General features: G+C 37.7%; 18 protein-coding genes and 3 pseudogenes. All 21 read right to left on the reverse strand.

Going from position 1 to position 20244, the window contains the following annotated elements; translation table 11 throughout:
- Positions 1-3 precede the first annotated feature (3 nt).
- Complete coding sequence (locus tag ACVC7Q_RS02930; RefSeq protein WP_447264774.1) at positions 4-810, reverse strand: hypothetical protein; 807 nt, start codon at positions 808-810, stop codon at positions 4-6.
- Positions 811-843: 33 nt separating this feature from the next.
- Positions 844-1038: pseudogene (locus ACVC7Q_RS02935) on the reverse strand (hypothetical protein).
- A gap of 169 nt (positions 1039-1207) precedes the next feature.
- A pseudogene (locus ACVC7Q_RS02940) lies at positions 1208-1773 on the reverse strand (hypothetical protein).
- Between the two features lie 46 nt (positions 1774-1819).
- Entirely contained in the window at positions 1820-2644 is an 825-nt protein-coding gene (locus ACVC7Q_RS02945) for an ADP-ribosylglycohydrolase family protein (protein WP_447264775.1), read from the reverse strand.
- Positions 2645-2655: 11 nt separating this feature from the next.
- Positions 2656-3462 (reverse strand): alpha/beta fold hydrolase, encoded by an 807-nt coding sequence (locus ACVC7Q_RS02950; RefSeq protein ID WP_447264776.1) that lies wholly within the window; start codon positions 3460-3462, stop codon positions 2656-2658.
- 165 nt (positions 3463-3627) lie between these two features.
- A complete protein-coding gene (locus tag ACVC7Q_RS02955) occupies positions 3628-4701 on the reverse strand; it encodes a hypothetical protein (protein WP_447264777.1) in 1074 nt (357 codons plus the stop codon).
- 559 nt (positions 4702-5260) lie between these two features.
- Positions 5261-5878, reverse strand: a complete 618-nt coding sequence (locus ACVC7Q_RS02960; protein ID WP_447265034.1) for a DNA alkylation repair protein — start codon at positions 5876-5878, stop codon at positions 5261-5263.
- Positions 5879-6119: 241 nt separating this feature from the next.
- Positions 6120-6662: a ClbS/DfsB family four-helix bundle protein gene (locus tag ACVC7Q_RS02965; protein ID WP_447264778.1), complete on the reverse strand. Its 543-nt coding sequence runs from the start codon at positions 6660-6662 to the stop codon at positions 6120-6122.
- 12 nt (positions 6663-6674) lie between these two features.
- Positions 6675-7289 carry a GyrI-like domain-containing protein gene (locus ACVC7Q_RS02970; protein ID WP_447264779.1) on the reverse strand — a complete coding sequence of 205 codons (615 nt, stop codon included), beginning with the start codon at positions 7287-7289 and terminating at the stop codon, positions 6675-6677.
- Positions 7290-7352: 63 nt separating this feature from the next.
- On the reverse strand, positions 7353-8252 hold the full coding sequence (locus tag ACVC7Q_RS02975) for a helix-turn-helix transcriptional regulator (protein WP_447264780.1): 900 nt from the start codon (positions 8250-8252) through the stop codon (positions 7353-7355).
- Between the two features lie 245 nt (positions 8253-8497).
- Entirely contained in the window at positions 8498-9340 is an 843-nt protein-coding gene (locus ACVC7Q_RS02980) for an AraC family transcriptional regulator (RefSeq protein WP_447264781.1), read from the reverse strand.
- A 142-nt stretch (positions 9341-9482) separates the two neighbouring features.
- Complete coding sequence (locus tag ACVC7Q_RS02985; protein WP_006153684.1) at positions 9483-9797, reverse strand: TfoX/Sxy family protein; 315 nt, start codon at positions 9795-9797, stop codon at positions 9483-9485.
- A 64-nt stretch (positions 9798-9861) separates the two neighbouring features.
- On the reverse strand, positions 9862-10392 hold the full coding sequence (locus ACVC7Q_RS02990; RefSeq protein ID WP_447264782.1) for a VOC family protein: 531 nt from the start codon (positions 10390-10392) through the stop codon (positions 9862-9864).
- Between the two features lie 28 nt (positions 10393-10420).
- Positions 10421-11047 (reverse strand): hypothetical protein, encoded by a 627-nt coding sequence (locus tag ACVC7Q_RS02995; protein WP_447264783.1) that lies wholly within the window; start codon positions 11045-11047, stop codon positions 10421-10423.
- Positions 11048-11859: 812 nt separating this feature from the next.
- A complete protein-coding gene (locus ACVC7Q_RS03000) occupies positions 11860-13092 on the reverse strand; it encodes a ComF family protein (protein WP_447264784.1) in 1233 nt (410 codons plus the stop codon).
- Positions 13085-14083 (reverse strand): DNA-processing protein DprA, encoded by a 999-nt coding sequence (gene dprA / locus ACVC7Q_RS03005; RefSeq protein WP_447264785.1) that lies wholly within the window; start codon positions 14081-14083, stop codon positions 13085-13087. The genes ACVC7Q_RS03000 and dprA overlap by 8 nt, the downstream gene beginning before the upstream one ends.
- A 739-nt stretch (positions 14084-14822) precedes the next feature.
- The gene (rlmD, locus tag ACVC7Q_RS03010; protein ID WP_447264786.1) at positions 14823-16181 is read right to left on the reverse strand and encodes a 23S rRNA (uracil(1939)-C(5))-methyltransferase RlmD; all 1359 of its coding nucleotides are present in this window, start codon (positions 16179-16181) and stop codon (positions 14823-14825) included.
- A 62-nt stretch (positions 16182-16243) separates the two neighbouring features.
- On the reverse strand, positions 16244-17560 hold the full coding sequence (locus tag ACVC7Q_RS03015; RefSeq protein WP_447264787.1) for an LCP family protein: 1317 nt from the start codon (positions 17558-17560) through the stop codon (positions 16244-16246).
- Positions 17557-18412 (reverse strand): annotated as a pseudogene (pheA, locus tag ACVC7Q_RS03020) (prephenate dehydratase). Before pheA ends, ACVC7Q_RS03015 begins: the two are co-directional and overlap by 4 nt.
- Positions 18403-18888 (reverse strand): shikimate kinase, encoded by a 486-nt coding sequence (locus tag ACVC7Q_RS03025; RefSeq protein ID WP_447264788.1) that lies wholly within the window; start codon positions 18886-18888, stop codon positions 18403-18405. Before ACVC7Q_RS03025 ends, pheA begins: the two are co-directional and overlap by 10 nt.
- Entirely contained in the window at positions 18881-20164 is a 1284-nt protein-coding gene (gene aroA / locus ACVC7Q_RS03030) for a 3-phosphoshikimate 1-carboxyvinyltransferase (RefSeq protein ID WP_447264789.1), read from the reverse strand. The genes ACVC7Q_RS03025 and aroA overlap by 8 nt, the downstream gene beginning before the upstream one ends.
- Positions 20165-20244: the final 80 nt, after the last annotated feature.

Below are 20244 nucleotides of genomic sequence, written 5' to 3' on the forward strand. Positions count from 1 at the left end.
GCATTAGACTGAAAAAATATCATCGACAAGTTTATAAGTTTCGATGAACCGTAGGCCAGAAGGGCCTTTATCTCTAGTGATTTCTTCATAAACATCTTCTAAATTATGGGCAGGTGCCAGCATCCAAAGACTAAATGGGCTGAGTTTCACCTGTCCAATCTTTTCAATATTTTCTAATAATTGCCCTAGATCTTTGTGATTGAACCAGCAATCTGTATCCAGAGCAAACTTCGTATTGTCCATCTTACAGGAGATTTGACTGGTCAAAAAATCATCGATGGTGGGCTTTTTTGTTTGTAAGAGGCGCGTGCAAGCTAGATGGTACTCAAGCTTTCTAGGACTCTGCTCAACCATAGATACAAAGACAAGACCATACTCATCTTCGAACTTAACAGTAAGGAGATCTCCTTCTTCAAAGTAAGGTTTGCGTTTAGCTTTTGCTTTAGGAACCTTCAGAGGTCTAGGATTTTCAGTTTGCAACTGAACTGCAAGTTTTTCAAAAACCTTTTGCCTTTGCTTCAAAGCCTTTGAATCTATTTCCAACCAAAATGGATCAGGACCTTTTTTGATAAGCTCTAAGGTTTTATCTCTGATGTCGCCTGTCAGATGACCAATCTTCCACAGTGAATAGGCAAGAGCAGTCCAATAAATTTCTGTAAAAAAGTCTGTTTGACAGTAATCTTTCTCCTCATCGAGGATATCCTTTATAATGTTCGCCACCTGTTCACCGTCTCTATATCGACCGACTACTTCATTGTAAATGTCATAACCTTGATCACTGTCAATGATTTTAACGCCATCAATAGCCATACTTAACTCCTATATCTTATTAAATCTCAAAGCTTATTTAATCTTATGCTTATTCATTTTCTCTTGGAAAATATTTGTAAGAATTTGTCGTAATTCTTGAGCTTCTTTTTCTGGAAGTTGGCCTTCTTGTTCAGCTACAGCGTACAATTCCGGATACTAAAGAGAGATTCTCTTAATCGTATGAGTAATAGCATGTTTTCTAACAAAAAATGGAATCCGTTTAATCATATCTTGAGGAATTAATGCGATAATCTTATTTTACAAGATAGGTTTTCCTGATTTCCATTTTCATGATAGATATTTCTCCTTAAGAAGCTAGATAGTGCTATATGTTTCTCTTTACTGCTCAATCCGTCTACTCAAGCAGTGGCATACACTCACAAAGAACTTTGTTTGACTATTGAGTATCTTCCATCGCTTCTTTCACATATTCTTCGACATCTTCAATCTCTACAAACAGCGGGTCTAAGTGGCATAAGAAGTGCCAATCTTCGGTGCCGCGTTTTCTGTAGAGAATCGCTTCGCCGTCTTCACTTCCGAAAAAGCTTCTGTCAACTTCATACCCTTTGTTTTCTAGGAATGCTTTTGCCTTGCGGAAGTTTGCTTCTCGTGCTTCGACATAAGCTTTCACTTCATCGTTATTCACGACATATGCATCTACTTTTGTAGCTCCTTCGATCATTTTATCGGTTTTAACGGATAGATTCGAAATTTCTTTCCAAATAATGTCCACATTTTCCTCAGAATTAAACGAAAATCTAAATAAAGGGACAATATTTCCATTGAGGACAATCTCCATATAATCCGGTAGATTTTTTGGATTCAAATACTCCACATCAAAACTATCTTCTTTTTCTAAAGTATATCCCGGGATTTGCGCTACAAAGGCTCTTCCCTCTTCTAAAGAATCAAACACGACTAAATCTTTTTATAATCACCTTGATACAATTCCAATATAACCATCGATACCCCTCTGTCATTCAGTATCGGTCCGCATAACGCCTATCTATTATTTTATTACAACCGTTTCTTCCCATCGTCTAAGCACATCTTTCAAAGGCTCATCGAGATAGCTATAGGCCTTGTCTTTGATCCACTCAGGAATTCCATAAGCTGCCTCGGCGATACTTCCTGTGATTGCAGCAAGAGTGTCGCTGTCCCCACCAAGAGAAATCGCATTTCGAATCGCATCTTCAAAATCTGAACTTTCTAGAAAGGCAACGATGGCCTGAGGAACGGTATCCTGACACGTTTCATTGAATCGATACGTAGGACGAATTTCATCTAACGTTTTAGAAAGGTCATATCCATACTCTTTCTCGATATGTTCCTTGATACGTCTTTTAATCTCCGCAGGGTTATCGCAACCATCACCACCAAGGAAATAACGGCACATAAAAATCGCATCCGCTGTAGCCATCGCTCCTTTGATTCCTTCTGGATGGTTATGCGTCACCTCTGCAGAAATTTGTGCCAGACGTTTCCCATCGGACGGCAACTCGTCGGTTGTGGCATCCATCACCCAGGCACATGGAGAAACACGCATTGCTGAGCCATTTCCAAAGCTATTATAAGGTTCTCGATCGTCGCCATCAACCCAATTCCCAAATCTTGCACCGTAACCTGCATCGGGATACATCCTACCATATTTTTTCATGGCATCAATAAAGTCATCCTTCTGACCGCCATTCATAATGGCTTCTGCAACAGCACAGGTCATAACCGTATCATCTGTGAAAAAACAATCCTCACGAAATAATGGAAAGTCTTTCGTTTTAATGTTGTCCCATTCATAAACAGAACCAACAATATCTCCAACTATTGCTCCTAGCATCAGATTCCTCCTTATGATATATCAGATTCATTACACATTTCCAATGAATCACTCTTTAAAAAGGGTACCACCAAATCAATCCACTCTTGAGGTAGATAAGCTGATAAATAGCCGTGGTTATAGCCCTCAGCTTCATACAAGATCGTGTTTGGATGGAACTGCTGAAATAATTTTGCTGATGCTTTCACACAGTTCAATTCTTTTTCACCGTAGATATACAGAACCTGCGCCTTACTAGCAGAAATCGTGTGCTTCAGCTTGTAACGCCCCATATAGGTTTTGTAAATAGTCACCAATGTTTTGATAGGCGTCCTTGGCAGATCCTTCAAATAATAAGATTTTAGTTCGTCTGAATAAGCCAGTTTAGAATAGAGTTTGTCCATCATGCTTAATTGAAGTTTACAAGAGAATTTACTGAACATCAGTTTACCAAATAGAGATACTAGAAAGATGCTGATTTTAGCCAACCTTGGTTGAGGAATACAAAGGCTTCCGTCTATGATGGCTTTCTCAGCAATTTCGCTGTCTAAGGACAAAAGCTCCATAGCAATTTGACCGCCAAGCGAAACACCACCAATCGCAAACAACTTCCCGCCACAGTGTTCTTTGATATAGTCTAGGATCTCCAAAGCAGAATCTTCCGTAGAAACATAATCGAGATGATATTCTTCACCGTGGCCATTCAAGGTGGGTAGAATGACACGGTATTCTTCTGACAAGATCCGTGCTTGACGAAGATAGTTCCACCAAGAACTGCCACCACCATGTATCAGCAAGATAGGAGGCAAATTCTTATCCCCAAATTCATGGAATTTCATATTTAAACTCCTTACTGTAGTATTTTCGCTAGATACATCCTTATTAAATCATTTTGAACAAGCAGTGATACTGTCTCAACATGTGATGCTAGCAAACATCTATATTATCGAACGAAAAGTGACTAGTCTGGCTTTGTTATTATATGATTGAACGAATTTATCACTTTAAGAAATGTAAAAACCTACCGACAAGTCTTCATCAGATTCATGTGGTTTCCAAGCTACATTAAAACCGTATCTATCGCTCCAATCTGGATGCCAGTCGTTATAATATGGGACACGGCTGTATTTGCCAAGTGTCACTTCATCCTCCTCTGATGATTCCTGACACGTTATCCCAAACTGGATACCATCAAGTTCCCAGGAATTTCCCCAAACATATTCATAAGAAATGACATCAACCCAGCGGGAAGCGTCAATCTCAAAGTCGGTACATAACTTTAACGATTGGAAAGTACTATAGTGCATATTGTAAGGTTTGATATGTATAGCGCAGTCAACGTGATACTTTTCATAATTGGTATTCAATAGGATAACCTTCATTGGAATGGGAACGCCATTCAGTTCCAACCACCAGTATCCAAGTTTATTGTGCAAAATATCAAAATATTCGTCTGCTGCTACTGATTTAGAAAAATCATCTATTTGCAAACATCGACCTGACCTTAATAATTCAGCTGCAATCCCCTTTGCTTTCTCTTTATCAAAATCAGAATAACGCTTAATCACACGCTTTAACTTGTCAATTGGATATGAGATATCTTTTTGCGTAGCCTGATATACCTTCACAACATGAGCAACCTTCTCAACGTTGTTGATTCCAACAGGAACAACCACAAAATGGTCTTCCCTGATTGATTCATCCTCACAAATATAGGTGTACTCTTCACCAAACTCTGAGAAAGTGACTAATGCAACTCTATAAACTACATCTGATGAGTTTGAATCAGTTTCTTGATCAGTTATCCCCTTCTCTTTACTATCTAAATCTATCCACTTATAGAAAGTATAACGATTTGGATTCTCATCCTCACCGAATACCATCAAGCTATGACAATTTGGACATTGCCAGGCATAGTATGAAGCATCAGTAATATCATAATAATCAATTTTATTATTTTGATCTGCAGTATCCGTTATCTCTTCCCATAACTCATCCGAGAATACAGAAAAAGCATTCGGGTCTGGGGCTGCATGGTCATTCATTGGATATCCGCATTGACAAGTCCACTTACCCATAATATAACTCCTACAGCTAGTAACCAATCTTACCGTTTATCGTTTTAGCCTATTATACCACGAAACAACACAAAAGACTGCAACCTTTCGATTGCAGTCTCTTACAAGTCAACTTCTGTTTCTTCAAGAAAGGTTACAGGAATTTATCCACTTTCTGAAATTGTGATGTTGTCGAGAATTCGGCACATGATAGTGCTTTCAAAATGGCTAATGAATTTGGCTAAAATCTTATCCAGCTTACCATTTCTACAATCCTGTATCAGTCGGTATAAGGCGTCACAACATTAGGCGGTTCGCTATAACCGTATCGTTTCGTCGTAAACTCCTTACTCTACGACAGCTATACCCCAGGGCACCTTCTCGCATGGGCGGACTCAAAAGGTTCAGTGAACCTTTTGAGGATTAGCTACGTTTCACTAACAAACTCACACACTCTACGTGTGGTGCTAGTAAACTTCTATATTATAGAACGAAAATGACTAAGTTGTTGTTTAAAATTAAACTTTAGAATGAAACTATTTTATAGTTAGCATTTTTCAAGCTTTATAGCTGATAATTGTCACTTAATAAATTTACTTGCTAACTTGTAAACTTTTTGAATCTCTTTACTCTTAACGTCCCAACTATCAAGTTCTTCTTTGATCAACTCTGGAAATTTTTTGCTAATATCCCTCAAAGCATTACCAACTGATTTTCTAACATATTCACTAGAATCTTCTTTTAATGTTGCGATTCGTTTAATAGCTTCATCTGGATTATCCTTGAAATATGGTCTACTCGTCCATATTCTCAAACCTTCTGTAACAGCTCTTCTAACATTTGGATTACTGTTTTGTAACCATTCGTCAATAACCGGAAGAGATTTTTCATAACCTGTTTGCTTACAAAATTCATCAAATGCTTTTGCTAATACTTCCTGAACTCTCCAATTGTCATCCTTTGAAACCTCATCCCTCATGAAGACCAAAATTTCTTCATACGATGACAAATATCCAAAGAGAAATACACTGTACATTCTAACTTGATATACATTGGATTTAAAGGCTAAAAATGCTAATTCTTTGGTATACGCATTATCGTTTGATTGATAGTCAGCAAGAGCTCTTTTCTCTTCTTCTTTAAATCCATTTTCAATTAAAGAAAATTCTTTTTCTAAATTTAAAATATATTCTTTCATGCTACTTGCCCCCAAACCAATCATGCATTTTTTTCGCTTTCGTTTTAGGTTCTCTTCCAAAAGACTGATTCCATTTTCCTTTACTTCTACATCTTCAAATTTATGGTTCATCCGGTAGCAGTTGCTTCTTGAGTCGCAATAAATACACCCATTAGTGCACCCTCTGAATAAATTCATTCCATTCTTTGAAGAGAGAATTCCTTTTACTTCTTTAAAATGCACTTTACTACCCTAATTTCCTCTATTTTAATTTACATTTTTTCTGATGAGCTTTTAATTTTTTCATAGCCCAATCATAATGACTTGCAGTGGTACTTACAAAATAGGAACCCAGTGTACTCCCCCCAACCCATTTATATACACCTTTTGAAAAAAGTTCTTCGTTTGTAAAGGTTTCAGCCAACTGTAAAACATCGCTATGGGATTTATGAAACATTTTAGTTGCGTCTTCAAGAGAAGTATTTTGATGTTTCTTCCAAAATTCTACATTCATATCTCCATAAGTTTTCCAATTGTACGGCTCAGGCAAAAACGGTTTTTCTTCTCCCTTTTGATTGGAATGTACCCAATTCAAAATAAGCTGATGCCATTCATAGAGATGGATTAAAACATCTCTTAGATTCTTATCTCTTTTCCAGTGGGCTTCTTTTTTCTTTTCATCTTTTGAAAAGTCAAATGGTGTATTTAACTCTTCCTCAGTCAACTTTGAGATAAATAAATTTAGCTTTTCATAGTTTTCCTTAGCAACAATCATTAAATCATTTTTTGTCGTTGGTCTTGGCATAACAAGTCCCTCCTATTTCACTGAATATCTTAATATAGTTTTTTGTTTTTCTTCTGATGTCCTGTTTTTATTACTTAGGTATATTTCTTTATGAAAATCACCTATTCTTGTAAGATCAAATTTTCTTGCAAATTCATTCATCAGTTCAAATGACTTTGGCTCATCATCATAACTTCCAACATGTAAAATGTGGATAGATTTACCCTCTTCTATTTCTCTAAAACTTATCTCATCATACAATACGTTGGGCTTTTTCTTTTTTACATTTTCAAGTGCCTTTGTGAATATCTCTTGTGTAATAAAATCAGGTTGTTTAATCATCAATGTGTATTCCAGTTTATTTTTATCAAGCTCTTCTCCATTTACTTTTTTCCAAAAGCCTTCTAATGGATATACCGTAAAATCTGTAATCTCGTTATAATTTTTATTTTTCATTGCATTTTTAAACAACATTTTAATGGCATAGGCAAGAGAATATAATGCGGATATTCTATCTGAGAAATCCACTTCATTCGGATTTCCTTTACCTTTTAGCAAAATAAATTTTTGCTTTGGCACTTCTACAATGATAGGTGTTTGCTTTACACCATAAAGATTTTTTTCTTGTTTTCTCCATTCATATTTCATTATCCAGTTCTCCCTTTACATTTGGTTATTTTTATTATACAGGAAGATACTTGACACCATTTGTCAAGTTATATATTTTTCTGCAATTTTATTTATCATTTCTTTAATCTGCCTCCGTATCTCTTTCGGCTCTAATACTTCTGCTCCATCTCCGAAAGAAAAAATATAGTTGTATAGATTGTGATTATTTGGGATTTGTATTTCGGTATATAAATTTCCGTCATTATCTTCTGTGATTTCTCCATTTAACTCATCATATACTCGAAATGCAACCTTACGATTAAACTTGACTTTTATATTCACTGTATTTTCATGTGGCGTTTCTTTTTTGAGTATTACATCTTCAAAGTTGTCATCAAACTTTTCAGTATGGATTTCTAAATTCTTTATCCTGGACAATTTGAAATATCTGAAATCATTTCTGAGTAAACATAGGGCATATAGATACCAATCCTGACTCTTGAAAAGCAATCTCACAGGTTTAACACTTCTGTCTGTTTCTTTTTCATTGCTGCTAAAATATGTGAATGAAATAATGTTTTTACTTAAAATTGCAGATTTGATATCATCAAATGTTTTTTCATACATCTTATTGTTTTGCCAATTATTAAAGTCAACCTCTATCCAACTGGTATTTTTCATTTTAAAGAGTGCAGAGAGTTTTGTTAGGAGCTCATTCTCACGCTGTATTGTGGTATTATCCAATCCTTGAAGAGCTGACATAATTTGTTGTTTCTCGTTTTCAGACAGTAGTGATTTATTAAGTACAAAATCTTCAGCAATTTCTATTCCGCCGCCCTTTCCTTGCGTTGCATAGATTGGAATACCGGCACTGCTGATAGAGTCAATATCCCTATAAATTGTTCTGACTGATACCTCAAATTTATCAGCAAGCTCATTTGCTGTAACTTTTCCTTTTTCTAAAATGTAATATAGTATCCTAAATAGTCTATTATCTTTCATCGTCTTAACATCTCCTACAGATAGTATACCACAATAACTTGACATCTATTGTCATGTTATGAAATGTTTTTCAAATCATGATAGTGCTGCTTATCTTATTAACTGTTATAAAGAATAATCAAATTCCACTTCTCATACCACCTCTCTTTTTAATTTTTTGCATAAGAAAAAGCGACTAAGATTTCTATTTCTTAATCGCCTTGTATCTTCAATATTCAGTTTTATTCAGATCGACAAATTGTTTTTTAAGCTTTAGTTATCGGAATCCAAAGTTCCATTTTATAGTCTTTGCTATCCATATCACCTTCATAGTAATATTCAATGTCAGGTTTTCCTGAATGGACATATCCATGCTCAGGGAAGAATACTTCCATCGCATATTTCCATCCAGTATGAATACACTCCGGAACACTGCCTTTTAACTCTACAACAGCATACTCTGCTTCTTCTACTTCCAAAACATCTAAATCCGTACTTCTTGCTTTGTCTGCATCATTAACAATATAACCCGCCATATAGTTTATTGTACTTGGGCTTTCGACATCATGACAAATGCCTACACTTTGACCGCTTCCCAAACTTGCAAGTTCATCGTGGCTATATTTTTCATACAGCTTACCCCAGACACTTGGACATAATGATGAATTGATGTTTTGTTCATTTACCCCTGCAACTGTAAATGCTTTTTTCTTTTGAATTGTAATATTCATGCTTCTTCCTCCTCTTACACTAAGTGCTAATTGTACTCGTGATACTAATTTGAACGGTTTCCCATTTCTTACCTCAGAAGGAGTAAATCCATGAAAATTCTTAAAAGCTGTTCCAAATGAATCCGATGACTCATATCCGAATCTGAATGCAACTTCAATAATCTTTTCATCCGTATCTCTTAATATAACAGCTGCTTCAGTTAATCTTCTGCTTCTTAAATATTCTGAGAGCGTTGTTTCGGTTAGAATAGAAAACAAACGGCTAAACATAGAATAAGAATATCCGGATAACTGAGTTACTTTCTTTTCATTGATCTCATCATCAAGAACTGTTTCAAGATAATCAATCGTATTGTTAAACGACTTGATAATATTCATTTCGATTCTCCCTTCCTCTCGGTTTATTTTAGTATAGAGGAAGATTTCTTTTCCTACCCTACAATATCCGTACAAGTTTTACAGGTTTCATCTCATAGAAACTTATACCTTGCTAAGTTCAACAAACTGAAGCTTGTTTGTCTCATTTAGCTTTCTTGGGTTTCTTTTCTGGCAGTTCCGCATACATACCTTTCAGTAGTTCAGTAATCAAATCCATATCCTCAAATCTGTCGAATGCATACATCAATGTCTTTGAACCCTCATACGGATAACGCAATTCTGAGTCTGCAAGAAGTTTGTCCGATGTCGGCGTTCTCTTTAAAAATAGTTCATTATCGCAAATGTCACCTATCAGCTTACCGTTAAAATATATAAGGTAGCCGCCCATCATAGATCTTATGACAATATCACCTGCTGCGGAAAAAATCTCACGAACAAATTCATTAAATTCATTCACTATGATTACCTCCTTCAAAATCAAATATTCCTTACTTTATGGCATACTCTTTCCCTATTTATCCTCAAAATTTCAGCAATCCATTTTCATCAAATTGAAAATTCGGTCCCCATGAAACTTCCCAATAGTATCCATCTAAATCAGAAAAATATGCGTGATATCCACCCCAAAAAACTTCCTGTGGCTCTTTCACAATTTTTCCACCTGCTTTTCTTACTAATGCAATTACAGCATCAACATCTTCTTTATGTTCAACATTGTACGCTAATGTAATTCCTGAAAATCCATTTCCTTTTGGTGGATTATTTTCATCAAATGCTTTTGCTAATACTTCTTGAACTCTCCAATTGTCATCCTTTGAAACCTCATCCCTCATGAAAATCAAAATTTCTTCATACGATGACAAATATCCAAAGAGAAATACACTGTACATTCTAACTTGATATACATTGGATTTAAAAGCTAAAAATGCTAATTCTTTGGTATACACATTATCGTTTGATTGATAGTCAGCAAGAGCTCTTTGCTCTTCTTCTTTAAATCCATTTTCTATTAAAGAGAATTCTTTTTCTAAATTTAAAATATATTCTTTCATGTAACTTGACCCTGTCACCGAATTTTAATTATTTTCCTATTTTTGATTCAAGTTTATTTAAATAATCTTTGATCTCATTTACTAATCTTAATCTTGAAAACGAATCAATACCACCAGAAAGCATTCTTCCAAAGAAAACAGGAATTTTCCTATCCCCGAAAACTGTATATGTATTTATATCACTATCACACAACCATTGAGAAACTTTTGAATTATTTATGTATACAAATTTTATACTTTTACCAGCTTCTATAAGAGACTCAATGTGAAGGTCCAACATTTCTTTGCAGTATTGATTGTAAGATATTGATTTTTTAAGTGGAAGTTTTTTAGAACTTGTTTCATGATAATAGAACATATCTCCAATATAGATTGATACTTTTCTATTTTGGTGGTTTAAATACTCTTTATGTATCACATTTTTGTCCTCAGATTGTTCTATTTCTTTACTTAAAATATCCCATGATTTATTACACCAATGCCATTTAGCATCATCATCAAAGATATAATTCATTAGTTCATAAATAGGTTTATAGTATTTATTATAAACATATTTACTTTTAATAGACTTTTTTAAACTATAGAGATATGTTCTGATATCTTCCTCATTTTTTGCATCTTCTTTATCTCCTGCAGGGTTTAGACCAATAACCAAAACACAATCTTTTTCAGATGTTGAGTTATCAAATTCAAATCCTCTAATTCCAAGACTTGGATCATCTTCATCTAAACCTAAACCAACTCTTGTTTACTCTATAAACTTATTATTTTCTGGACTAGTTGTCATAATTAAACCTCCGTTATATACAACATTCTATAACCATCATATAAAAAATAGAATTATCAGTAGTAACTACTTCTATTATATCATTAACCTATACAAAAAACTGCAACATACTAGTTGCAGTCTTTTATTAATCTACATTCATTCGTAATAAAAATACAAAGGAAATCATCCTTGCCTATTAAATCGTCATACTATCCAATATCTGCTATATTTTATCATACTATCAATATAGTTTAAGACTTCGTTGAAATTTATATTTTTTTAATGATTACTCAGCTCGTACAAGTAGCTATATCGTCAACATGGTACGTATGTGGGACACAGAAGGTTCGGGTAGTTCAAAGCTCCACCAAAGTTTTAAAGCCTCTCACCTTGAAAGTTAAAGGCGAGAGGCTTTAGCCGCGTTTTACTAGCAAAGCTACACACTCGGCAGTTCGCTGTTACCGTATCGTTTCGTCGGTGTCCCGCCTCATTCTAAGAGACCTATCCCCCCAGGTACCTTCTCGACTTTCGTTCTCACCTTGTCGAATGAGTGAAATATATGCTTCTACTTCGCTGATGCACCAGTTTGTACAAGTAGCGTATACAGCCTCAGTATATCTTGAATGTATCATCCTTTACTATGAAACGAAATATAGAACATCTGAATAGTAGAATCAAATTATCAAATGTACCCCAAATTATATAATCCTTCGATTTAAATCTTCCATGACAATATCGAAACCAAAGGTACGTCGACAATCCGAACAACTATAAAAAGGCGAAAAGGTAGTTGAATTAATATTTAAATATAAGTCTCCGGAACAATCAGGACAGACTACTCTATATTCAGAGAATAAGCCAGATTGCTCACGTTGATTAATCGCAAAGACAAAAAAAGACACGTTTTCTGCTCCAGCTTGAAAAAGTGCATCCGCGCAAGCTTTTAGTGTTGCACCAGTTGTAACAACGTCATCTATAACCATTATGCTTTTCCCCGTAATATCTTTTGTTACAGTAAAGGCGTTCGCCACATTTGTCAAACGTTCTTCGGTACCTAAATACTTTTGCTTTTCGAACCCTCTTGTTGCAATTAAAAATTGGGAAAGGTCTTCAATTTGTTGTATTCTTTCATCAGAATTTGAGAAAATAAACTCGAATATTTCTTTAAATCTACTTTCCTCATCAGGGCGAGGAGGAACGTAACAAAGTGCATCAAGCTTAAAACTATCAGGAAAAGACCCTATTGTTTGTATAATAAGGTCTGAGAGTTCTAAATTAAACTTTCCAAATAACTTACTATTGGATTTTTTGTTAGAAACAATCGCCTTAGAATACGGATGAATTTCATGCATGTAATGTCTCGAACTATAATATCTTCCCAACGAAAACAGTCTTACTTTTTTTGAATCTGAAATAGGATATAGGCAATGGATATATCTACTTCTATATTGATTGGTTGACAAAGGGATCTGATTTTCACCAAAATAATTCCTTCCCACAAGTTTATCCTGAACAACCAACTCATAGAATTGGTTAAAATTATGGAAAATAGCATCTGGGGTATTATCTAATTGTTCATACATTACCATATTCTCTGATATTAATATGACCCCGCTTAATAACTTCATAGAACGTTTAGTAAAACGAGAATCTTTAGAAACTATAATAATTTCAGATGTCTGTGCGTTAAAATGCTCTTTAATGTGTTCAAATAGATACAAAGAAGGCCACAGAATCATTTCAAAAGGCTCAACTTTTATAATATCACTATCATCAATAAAACCAGGTAACTCATCAAAATCAGTAAAAAAAATACAATTATATTCTGACTCATAAATCCTTTGTATATCCTCCCAATCATTAGATGATAAAATCGGAGAATCAGAAATATGGAAAACAATAACTTTTATCTCACTAACATTTCTAAGCAAGTCTATCTCTCCCTTCCTCAGAAACAATATCTAACGAAAAGTCTAAAGGTATAAGCTCTAAATCTTCATCAATATCAAACTCCCCTTGAAAGAATCTACTGTCTGCCAAAATCTTTAGTGCATCACTTGGATTATGCATCACCTTGGCCCCTTTTTTTACAAACTTCTCTGGCCAAGTTATATTCTTATTTTCTAATGCACTCTCAGGTAGAAGAACCAATCTTCCTTGTTTAAGAGCATATTCAGCTTGAATAAGAGAGCCAGATGTTTCCCCTGCCTCCATAACAATCGTCGCAAGAGACAGAGCACTCATAACTCGATTTCTCATTGGAAAGAACCAGCGCTGAGTTTTAGAAGCTGGAGAGAATTGGGAAACTACTAAGCCATGCTTTTCTATCTCTAACTGCACTTCTTTATTTTCTGCTGGGTAGTACTGATTTAAATGAGTCCCTATTACTGCAATAGTATCTAAACTTAAATCAAGTGCTGCTTTATGTGCAGAAACATCAATTCCCTTTGCTAGGCCCGATACTACGGTTATCCCATTTTTCCCAAGTTTTTGGGCTAACCTAGCCGTGTTATATTTTGCCTTAACAGTCGCATTTCTCGAACCAACAAGAGAAACCTTTCGCAATTCATATAGAAGACTTTTTCTACCTCTAATATATAAAAACCTAGGTGATTTTTCCGTTGATGCCAGCATATCTGGATAATCACCAGTTCCACGTTTTATTATTTCATCCGTTTCTTTTAATTTTGAAAACTGGGCATAAGTAAATGCATATTCATTATTTAATTGATCTTGTTTAATTTTGAAATATGTACTATACAAATCTAGATAATCCAAAACAGGAGATGACTCTATTCCTTTATATTTTTCTATGAATGAATCAAAAATTGGCTCAAATTTTCCCTCTGTCATTTTTAAACAGTTTTGCAAGGTTGAAAAATTTAAGGCTTCTTGTTTAATCTTATTATCTATTTTGAACATATGTCCTCCTTTCCCAAAATCAATTCGTGCTTTATCATTATAACATATTCCATGTTAAATTAATTTATATATGTAAAATTGACTTGAAAAGATTAAAAACTCATTTTTAATTATAACATTAAAATAGAAAAAAAACTGTAATGACAACATTTCATTCTTTAACTACAGCCTGATAAATTAAATTCTATTCATTCTAAAAATTTAATAATAATGCTACCATAATCACAAAGTATAATCTTCTTGAAAACTTGGTACCTTTTCCTTCCATTACATCTTCCTAATCACTTTCAAGTAAACTTTGTAATTTAGCAATACTACCTATAAGATAATTATAATTTATTTTAAAAAGTAAGTGGGGAATTTTTAACTTTTTACAAAACTTATCAATTACAAGCTATCCTCCCACACTCCATTTTCAGTCTTACTCTGATACTCTTCCTATTCAACAAAAATCCTTGATACCAAAGCTTTTCACTATTCCAAACCGTCAAAGGGTTCTAGGCTTTTACAAGCAAACACACTGCCTCAACATGGTGCGTCTTCGGACTCAAAAGGTTTGGGGAACCTTTTGAGAATTAACTGCGTTTTACCAACAAGCTTACACATTCGACGTGATGCGTTTGCGGGACTCAAAAGGTTCGGGGAACCTTTTAAGGATTAACCCCGTTTCACTAACAAACTCACACACTCTACGTGGTGCGTCTGTGGGACTCAAAAGGTTCAGTGAACCTTTTGACGATTAGTTGCGTTTTACTAACAAGCTTACACATTCGACATGGTGCGTTTGAGGAAAAAGATCCACCGGTTGTACTTTCTTCAATTCATAACCCAACTCTTGGTAGAGTTTGATATCACGCGCCATGGTGGCGACGTTACAGGAGATATAGGCGATACGGTCAGCTCCTGTTTGGGCGCTTGCTTTGATAAAGCTTTCAGTCAAGCCCTTGCGTGGTGGGTCGACCAGGATGGCAGTTGGTTGGATACCTTCCTTGAGCCAATTCTTCATGGCATTTTCAGCTGTATCACAGACATAGTGGGCATTGGTGATGCTGTTTATACTAGCGTTCTTCTGGCTATTTTCAACGGCTTCTGGGATGACTTCTACTCCATAGACTTCCTTGACATGCTTGGCAACTGATAGGCCAATGGTCCCGATTCCTGAGTAGGCGTCAATCACGACATCATCTTTTTTTAAGTCCGCAAAGTCAATGGCTGTTTGATAGAGCTTCTCTGCCATTTCGGTATTGACCTGGTAAAAGGCTGGTCCTGAGATTTGGAAGCTATTGCCTAACATTTGGTCCGTAATGTAATCTTGACCATAGAGAACCCGCCATTCTTTTCCGAAAATAGCATTGGTATTCTGGTCATTGATATTTTGCATGACAGACACAATCTTAGGGAATTGCTTGATCAGCTGCTCGATCAACTGCTCCACACGGAAAATCTTGGGACGAGTGGTGACCAAAATGACCATGATTTCTCCAGAATGGTGGCCTCGACGAACGACAAGGTTACGAATCAAGCCAGATTGTTCCTTCTCATCATAAGGCTTGAGGTCGTAACGACGAATCAAATCCCGAAGCGCCAAGACCACTTGGTCAATGACTGGATCCTGGATATAGAAATCTTCGATCGGCATCAAATCATGAGAGTTCTTCCGAAAGAAGCCTGTCTCAACTTGACCATTGACGCGACGAACAGGGACTTGGGCCTTGTTGCGGTATTGGACAGGATGGTCCATTCCCAAGGTCAGGGGTACTTCCATATCAGCGATTCCCGCCATTTTATATAGACTATCCTTGACCTGCTTGGCCTTGAATTTCAGTTGCTCGGGATAAGCCAGGTGCCCCAAGTCGGCGATTCCGCTTCGTAAATAGGCAAGATCAAGCTCTTCATTACGATGAGGGGATTTTTCTAAGTACTCCTCTACTTTTCCGTAGCCAATCTTTTTGTTGACTTTAAGCACGCGCATGCGGATGATTTCTCCAGGCAGGGCATTCTCCACAAAAAAGACCAGGCCATCTACCTTAGCCACTCCTGCTCCTTCGTGGGTCAAATCGACAATCTCAACGGTTACAATTTCATTTTTCTTTAACATGGTGTTCTATCTTTCTACAAATTAAAAGGGGTGGAGTCCAAAACTCCTATCCCCTTATTATATCATCTCAGTCCCATTTGGTACAATTTCTTTTTATAAGCATCGAAATCGACGAGCAAGCCTTGGCCACCATACATATCGTAGGCATCGACCCAATCCCCATTTTCTGGGATGGTCACTCGTTCAATTCCTTTTCCAGCACTTCCAACCAGGCCAAGTCCATTGGTCAATAGGAAGGAGAAAGGTACATTGGTAGACGTCATAGCAAAGACTTTCCCGAGGGCTTCTGATCCCGTAAAGAGTTTGGTTGGATCCTTGATCTGATGCATGATAGCAGACATGACCTCTTGCTGGCGACGGGTTCGGCCAAAGTCCCCTTCATCGTCCTTACGGAAACGCGAGTAATTGAGAAGGGTCCGGCCATCCATCCGTTGTTTTCCAACCTTGATGGTTTGTTGCGGAACGACGCCGTCTTTCATGTTCAAATCGTCTGGCACTTCCACTTCACTGACCTTTTCGCCATCAACCGTTGAAAACTGCGCATTCATCTCGACCCCATTTGGGAAGAGGGTATCGATGGCTGTCGCAAAGGTCTTGAAATCGACCATGGCGTAATATTGGATGTCAATGTCAAAGTTATCTTTGAGCATCTGACGCACCAATTCAGCCCCTTGGTTGTTATTTTGCTCCCCGATGGTGAAGGCAGTGTTCAGTTTTTGATCATAGTAGCCATCGTATTCAGGAATATTTTGCTGGCTGACACCATCGATATGGACCAGTGTATCCCGCATGAAGCTGACCATCTTGATCTTTCCTTCTTTGTTATTGACATTGACCACCATGATGGAGTCTGTCCGAGTCTCATCTGATTTCTCACCGATCCGACCATCTGTCCCCAAGATCAGAATATTGACCCCATCTCGCGACTTCTTGCCGTTAAATTTCTCGACGACAGCAGGCTTGGCATCTTTACCAGCTGGTTTACTGTTGAGGCCTTTCACAAACATAAAGACCATGCCACCGATAATGAGCAAGAAAAAGAGAGCAAGCCATTTGAGGATCCGCTTGACGCGGATCTTTTTCCGTGGTTTCTTAGGTAGATCGCTCGTCGCAGCAACTGCTTTTTTCTTTGTTTTTTTGCTACGTGATTGGTAAACAGGAAGGTCACCAATCGGTTCAGCAATCCCCCCTTGCACTTCTTCAGTAGCAGCTACTTCAGGCTGTTGAAGGGGTTCTGTTCCCTCATAAGCTCCTTGGCTTTTTTTGAGCAAATAATTGTATTCTAGTTGTTCTCGTTCATTCAAATAATGAAAATTTGAGTATAAGTACTCTAATCGCTTTCGCTCATGGTGAGATAGAAAGTTGGATTCGTTACTCATCTTTTCTTCCTTCCGTTTTCTTTTAAGGTATAGACCTGATACTGACCCAAGACTTTTGTCTGAATGCCCAGACTGTCTAATTCTTGATAGGCAAACTGCACTAGATCAGGCGCTTCATTTAGGAGGTCAATAATGAAAAAGTATTCTCCTAAAGCTGTTTTTAGGGGGCGACTTTCAATCTTGGTTAAATTGATTCCCCGCCAAGCAAAGGTGGACAACCCCTTATATAGGGCTCCTGCCAGATTACTTGGCAAGGTTAAAGCCAAGCTAACTTTTTGAAGGACTGGACTTAAAGTTTCTGAAATCAAGGGCTCTTTTTCCCCTAAAACCCAAAAACGTGTGTAGTTGTCCTCGATTTCTTGGATGTCTTTGGCCTGGATCTCCAAACCGTACTCACTTGCTGCTGCCAAAGGGGCAATAGCCGCAATCTCCAATTCTGGATGTTCTGCTACATAGCGGGCTGCATAGGCTGTTGAAGCCGTCATTTCCATGGCCACATCTGGATAATGGGCCCTTAGAAAAGCCTTCCCTTGGGCCAGGGCCTGTGGATGCGAATAGACCGTTCGAATAGGCCGATCTTTTCTAGCTACCAAGAGCTGTTGCTTGATGGGATAGACCACTTCTGCAACGGCCTGGATGGTCCCCTGGTGAAAGAGGTAATCAATGGTCTCGTGGACACTGCCTTCGATAGAGTTTTCAACTGGGACGACTGCAAAATCAATTTCTTGATTTTCATAGGCCTTAATAACATCTGTGATCGTTCGATAAGCGATGCGTTCAGAAGTTTGGAAAACTATGAGTCACCACATCGTGGGTAAAAGATCCCTTGGGACCTAGATAGCCTACAAGCATCGAATAATCTCCGCAATTTCGTCAGGTGTTTTGTCCTTAACATCCACAATATGGGTAGCAATATCCTCATACAAGGGCAAGCGTCCCTCAAAGATCTTCTTAAACTCTTCTTTGGTGTGGTTTAAAAAGAGAGGACGTTGCATGGCTTTATCATTCTGAATCCGGCTGTACAAGGTCTCAAAATCGACTCGCAAATAGATGTTATGCGGATTTTTTTCCAAGAGGGCACGGTTATGAGGGTTGAGGACAATCCCACCTCCAGGCGAAATAATAGCCTCCTCATTTTCCAATAAACGCTCCAGCATCTCAGCCTCGTGGCGACGAAAGGCTGCTTCCCCTTCCACTGCGAAATAGTCATTGATCGACATGCCAATCTCTTCAACAATTAATTCATCCATATCATGGAATTTCGGATCAAGAATACGACCAACACTCGTTTTTCCAGCACCCATAAATCCCAGTAAAATTTTAGCCATGCAGTAATGTCTCCAAATCTTCAAAAAAACTAGGGTAACTCGTGTTGATGGCCTCTGCTCGGTCCAGCATCACATTTCCTTCACTCACCAATAAGGCGGCAATGGCAGCCATCATGCCAATCCGATGGTCCCCAAAGGTCTCTAAGTCAGCTCCGTGCAGGGGGGTCGGTCCGGTGATCACCATGCCGTCTTCTGTTGGCACAATATTGGCTCCCATGGCATTGAGGCTATCTGCTACGACCTGGATACGGTCCGTTTCTTTCACACGAAGCTCTTCAGCATCCGCAATCACAGTTTGACCATTGGCTTGTGTCGCAAGTAAAGCAATAATCGGCAATTCATCAATTAAGCGTGGAATCAACTCCCCATCAATCCGAATCCCTTTTAAGGACGAAGTCTTGACAGTAAGACTCGCAGAGACCGCTTTTTCATCGCGATCGTCAATGGTGAGATCTCCCCCCATTTCCTGGATCACATCGAGAATCCCTGTCCGTGTTTGGTTGATCCCAACATTCTCGATCTTGATCACGCTCTCTGGAAGAATGAGGCCAGCCACTAACCAAAAGGCTGCACTGGAAATATCTCCAGGAACGATGACTGTTTGACCTTGGAACTCTTGTCCACCCATGATGTGAATAGTTTTTCCGTCTACCTGGATCTCTCCGCCAAATTGGCGAATCATGTCCTCAGTATGGTCACGCGTCTTTTCCTTCTCGATAATTGTCGACTCCCCCTCAGCCTGCAAAGCAGCAAAAATGAGGGTAGATTTGACTTGAGCTGATGCGACTGGCAAATGGTAATGAATGGGTTGAAGCTGATGTGTTCCTTTTTCATGCAAAGGTGGGCAATCACGCTCTCCTTGCCCAGCAATTTCTACTCCCATTTGACGCAGTGGAATCGCTACACGATCCATAGGCCGTTTGGAAAGACTATCGTCTCCGACCATCGTCACTGAAAAATCCTGACCGGCTAGGACACCTGATATCAAACGAATAGATGTTCCTGAATTGCCCATATCAAGCGGAGCTGTCGGGGCTTGAAGACCGTGAAAGCCTACCCCTTGGATCCGAATCACATCCCCATCATCCTGGATGGAAACTCCCAAATCTCGAAACACCTGGATCGTAGAGAGTACATCTTCGCCTCGCAAGATATCATAGACCTTAGTTTCGCCTGTTGCGAGACTTCCAAAAATAATGGATCGGTGACTGATGGATTTATCACCAGGCACACGAATGGTGCCCCTGAGACCCTTGCCATTAGTTCTTAATTTCATTGCCTTCTCCAGAGTGCTTTTCCACATATTCTATCATAAATAGGACATGAATTCAATTTTTGATCAAAAATCTGGAACAA

Source organism: Streptococcus sp. W151, assembly GCF_053010205.1.

Coding starts and splice junctions, on each gene's coding strand:
- rlmD (WP_447264786.1), bottom strand. CDS start 16,181: ATGTTAAAGAAAAATGAAATTGTAACCGTTGAGATTGTCGATTTGACC.
- aroA (WP_447264789.1), bottom strand. CDS start 20,164: ATGAAATTAAGAACTAATGGCAAGGGTCTCAGGGGCACCATTCGTGTG.
- ACVC7Q_RS03015 (WP_447264787.1), bottom strand. CDS start 17,560: ATGAGTAACGAATCCAACTTTCTATCTCACCATGAGCGAAAGCGATTA.
- ACVC7Q_RS02945 (WP_447264775.1), bottom strand. CDS start 2,644: ATGCTAGGAGCAATAGTTGGAGATATTGTTGGTTCTGTTTATGAATGG.
- ACVC7Q_RS02970 (WP_447264779.1), bottom strand. CDS start 7,289: ATGAAATATGAATGGAGAAAACAAGAAAAAAATCTTTATGGTGTAAAG.
- ACVC7Q_RS02990 (WP_447264782.1), bottom strand. CDS start 10,392: ATGAAAGAATATATTTTAAATTTAGAAAAAGAATTCTCTTTAATAGAA.
- ACVC7Q_RS02930 (WP_447264774.1), bottom strand. CDS start 810: ATGGCTATTGATGGCGTTAAAATCATTGACAGTGATCAAGGTTATGAC.
- ACVC7Q_RS03025 (WP_447264788.1), bottom strand. CDS start 18,888: ATGGCTAAAATTTTACTGGGATTTATGGGTGCTGGAAAAACGAGTGTT.
- ACVC7Q_RS02975 (WP_447264780.1), bottom strand. CDS start 8,252: ATGAAAGATAATAGACTATTTAGGATACTATATTACATTTTAGAAAAA.
- ACVC7Q_RS02965 (WP_447264778.1), bottom strand. CDS start 6,662: ATGCCAAGACCAACGACAAAAAATGATTTAATGATTGTTGCTAAGGAA.
- ACVC7Q_RS02980 (WP_447264781.1), bottom strand. CDS start 9,340: ATGAATATTATCAAGTCGTTTAACAATACGATTGATTATCTTGAAACA.
- ACVC7Q_RS02960 (WP_447265034.1), bottom strand. CDS start 5,878: ATGAAAGAATATATTTTAAATTTAGAAAAAGAATTTTCTTTAATTGAA.
- ACVC7Q_RS02955 (WP_447264777.1), bottom strand. CDS start 4,701: ATGGGTAAGTGGACTTGTCAATGCGGATATCCAATGAATGACCATGCA.
- dprA (WP_447264785.1), bottom strand. CDS start 14,083: ATGTTCAAAATAGATAATAAGATTAAACAAGAAGCCTTAAATTTTTCA.
- ACVC7Q_RS02950 (WP_447264776.1), bottom strand. CDS start 3,462: ATGAAATTCCATGAATTTGGGGATAAGAATTTGCCTCCTATCTTGCTG.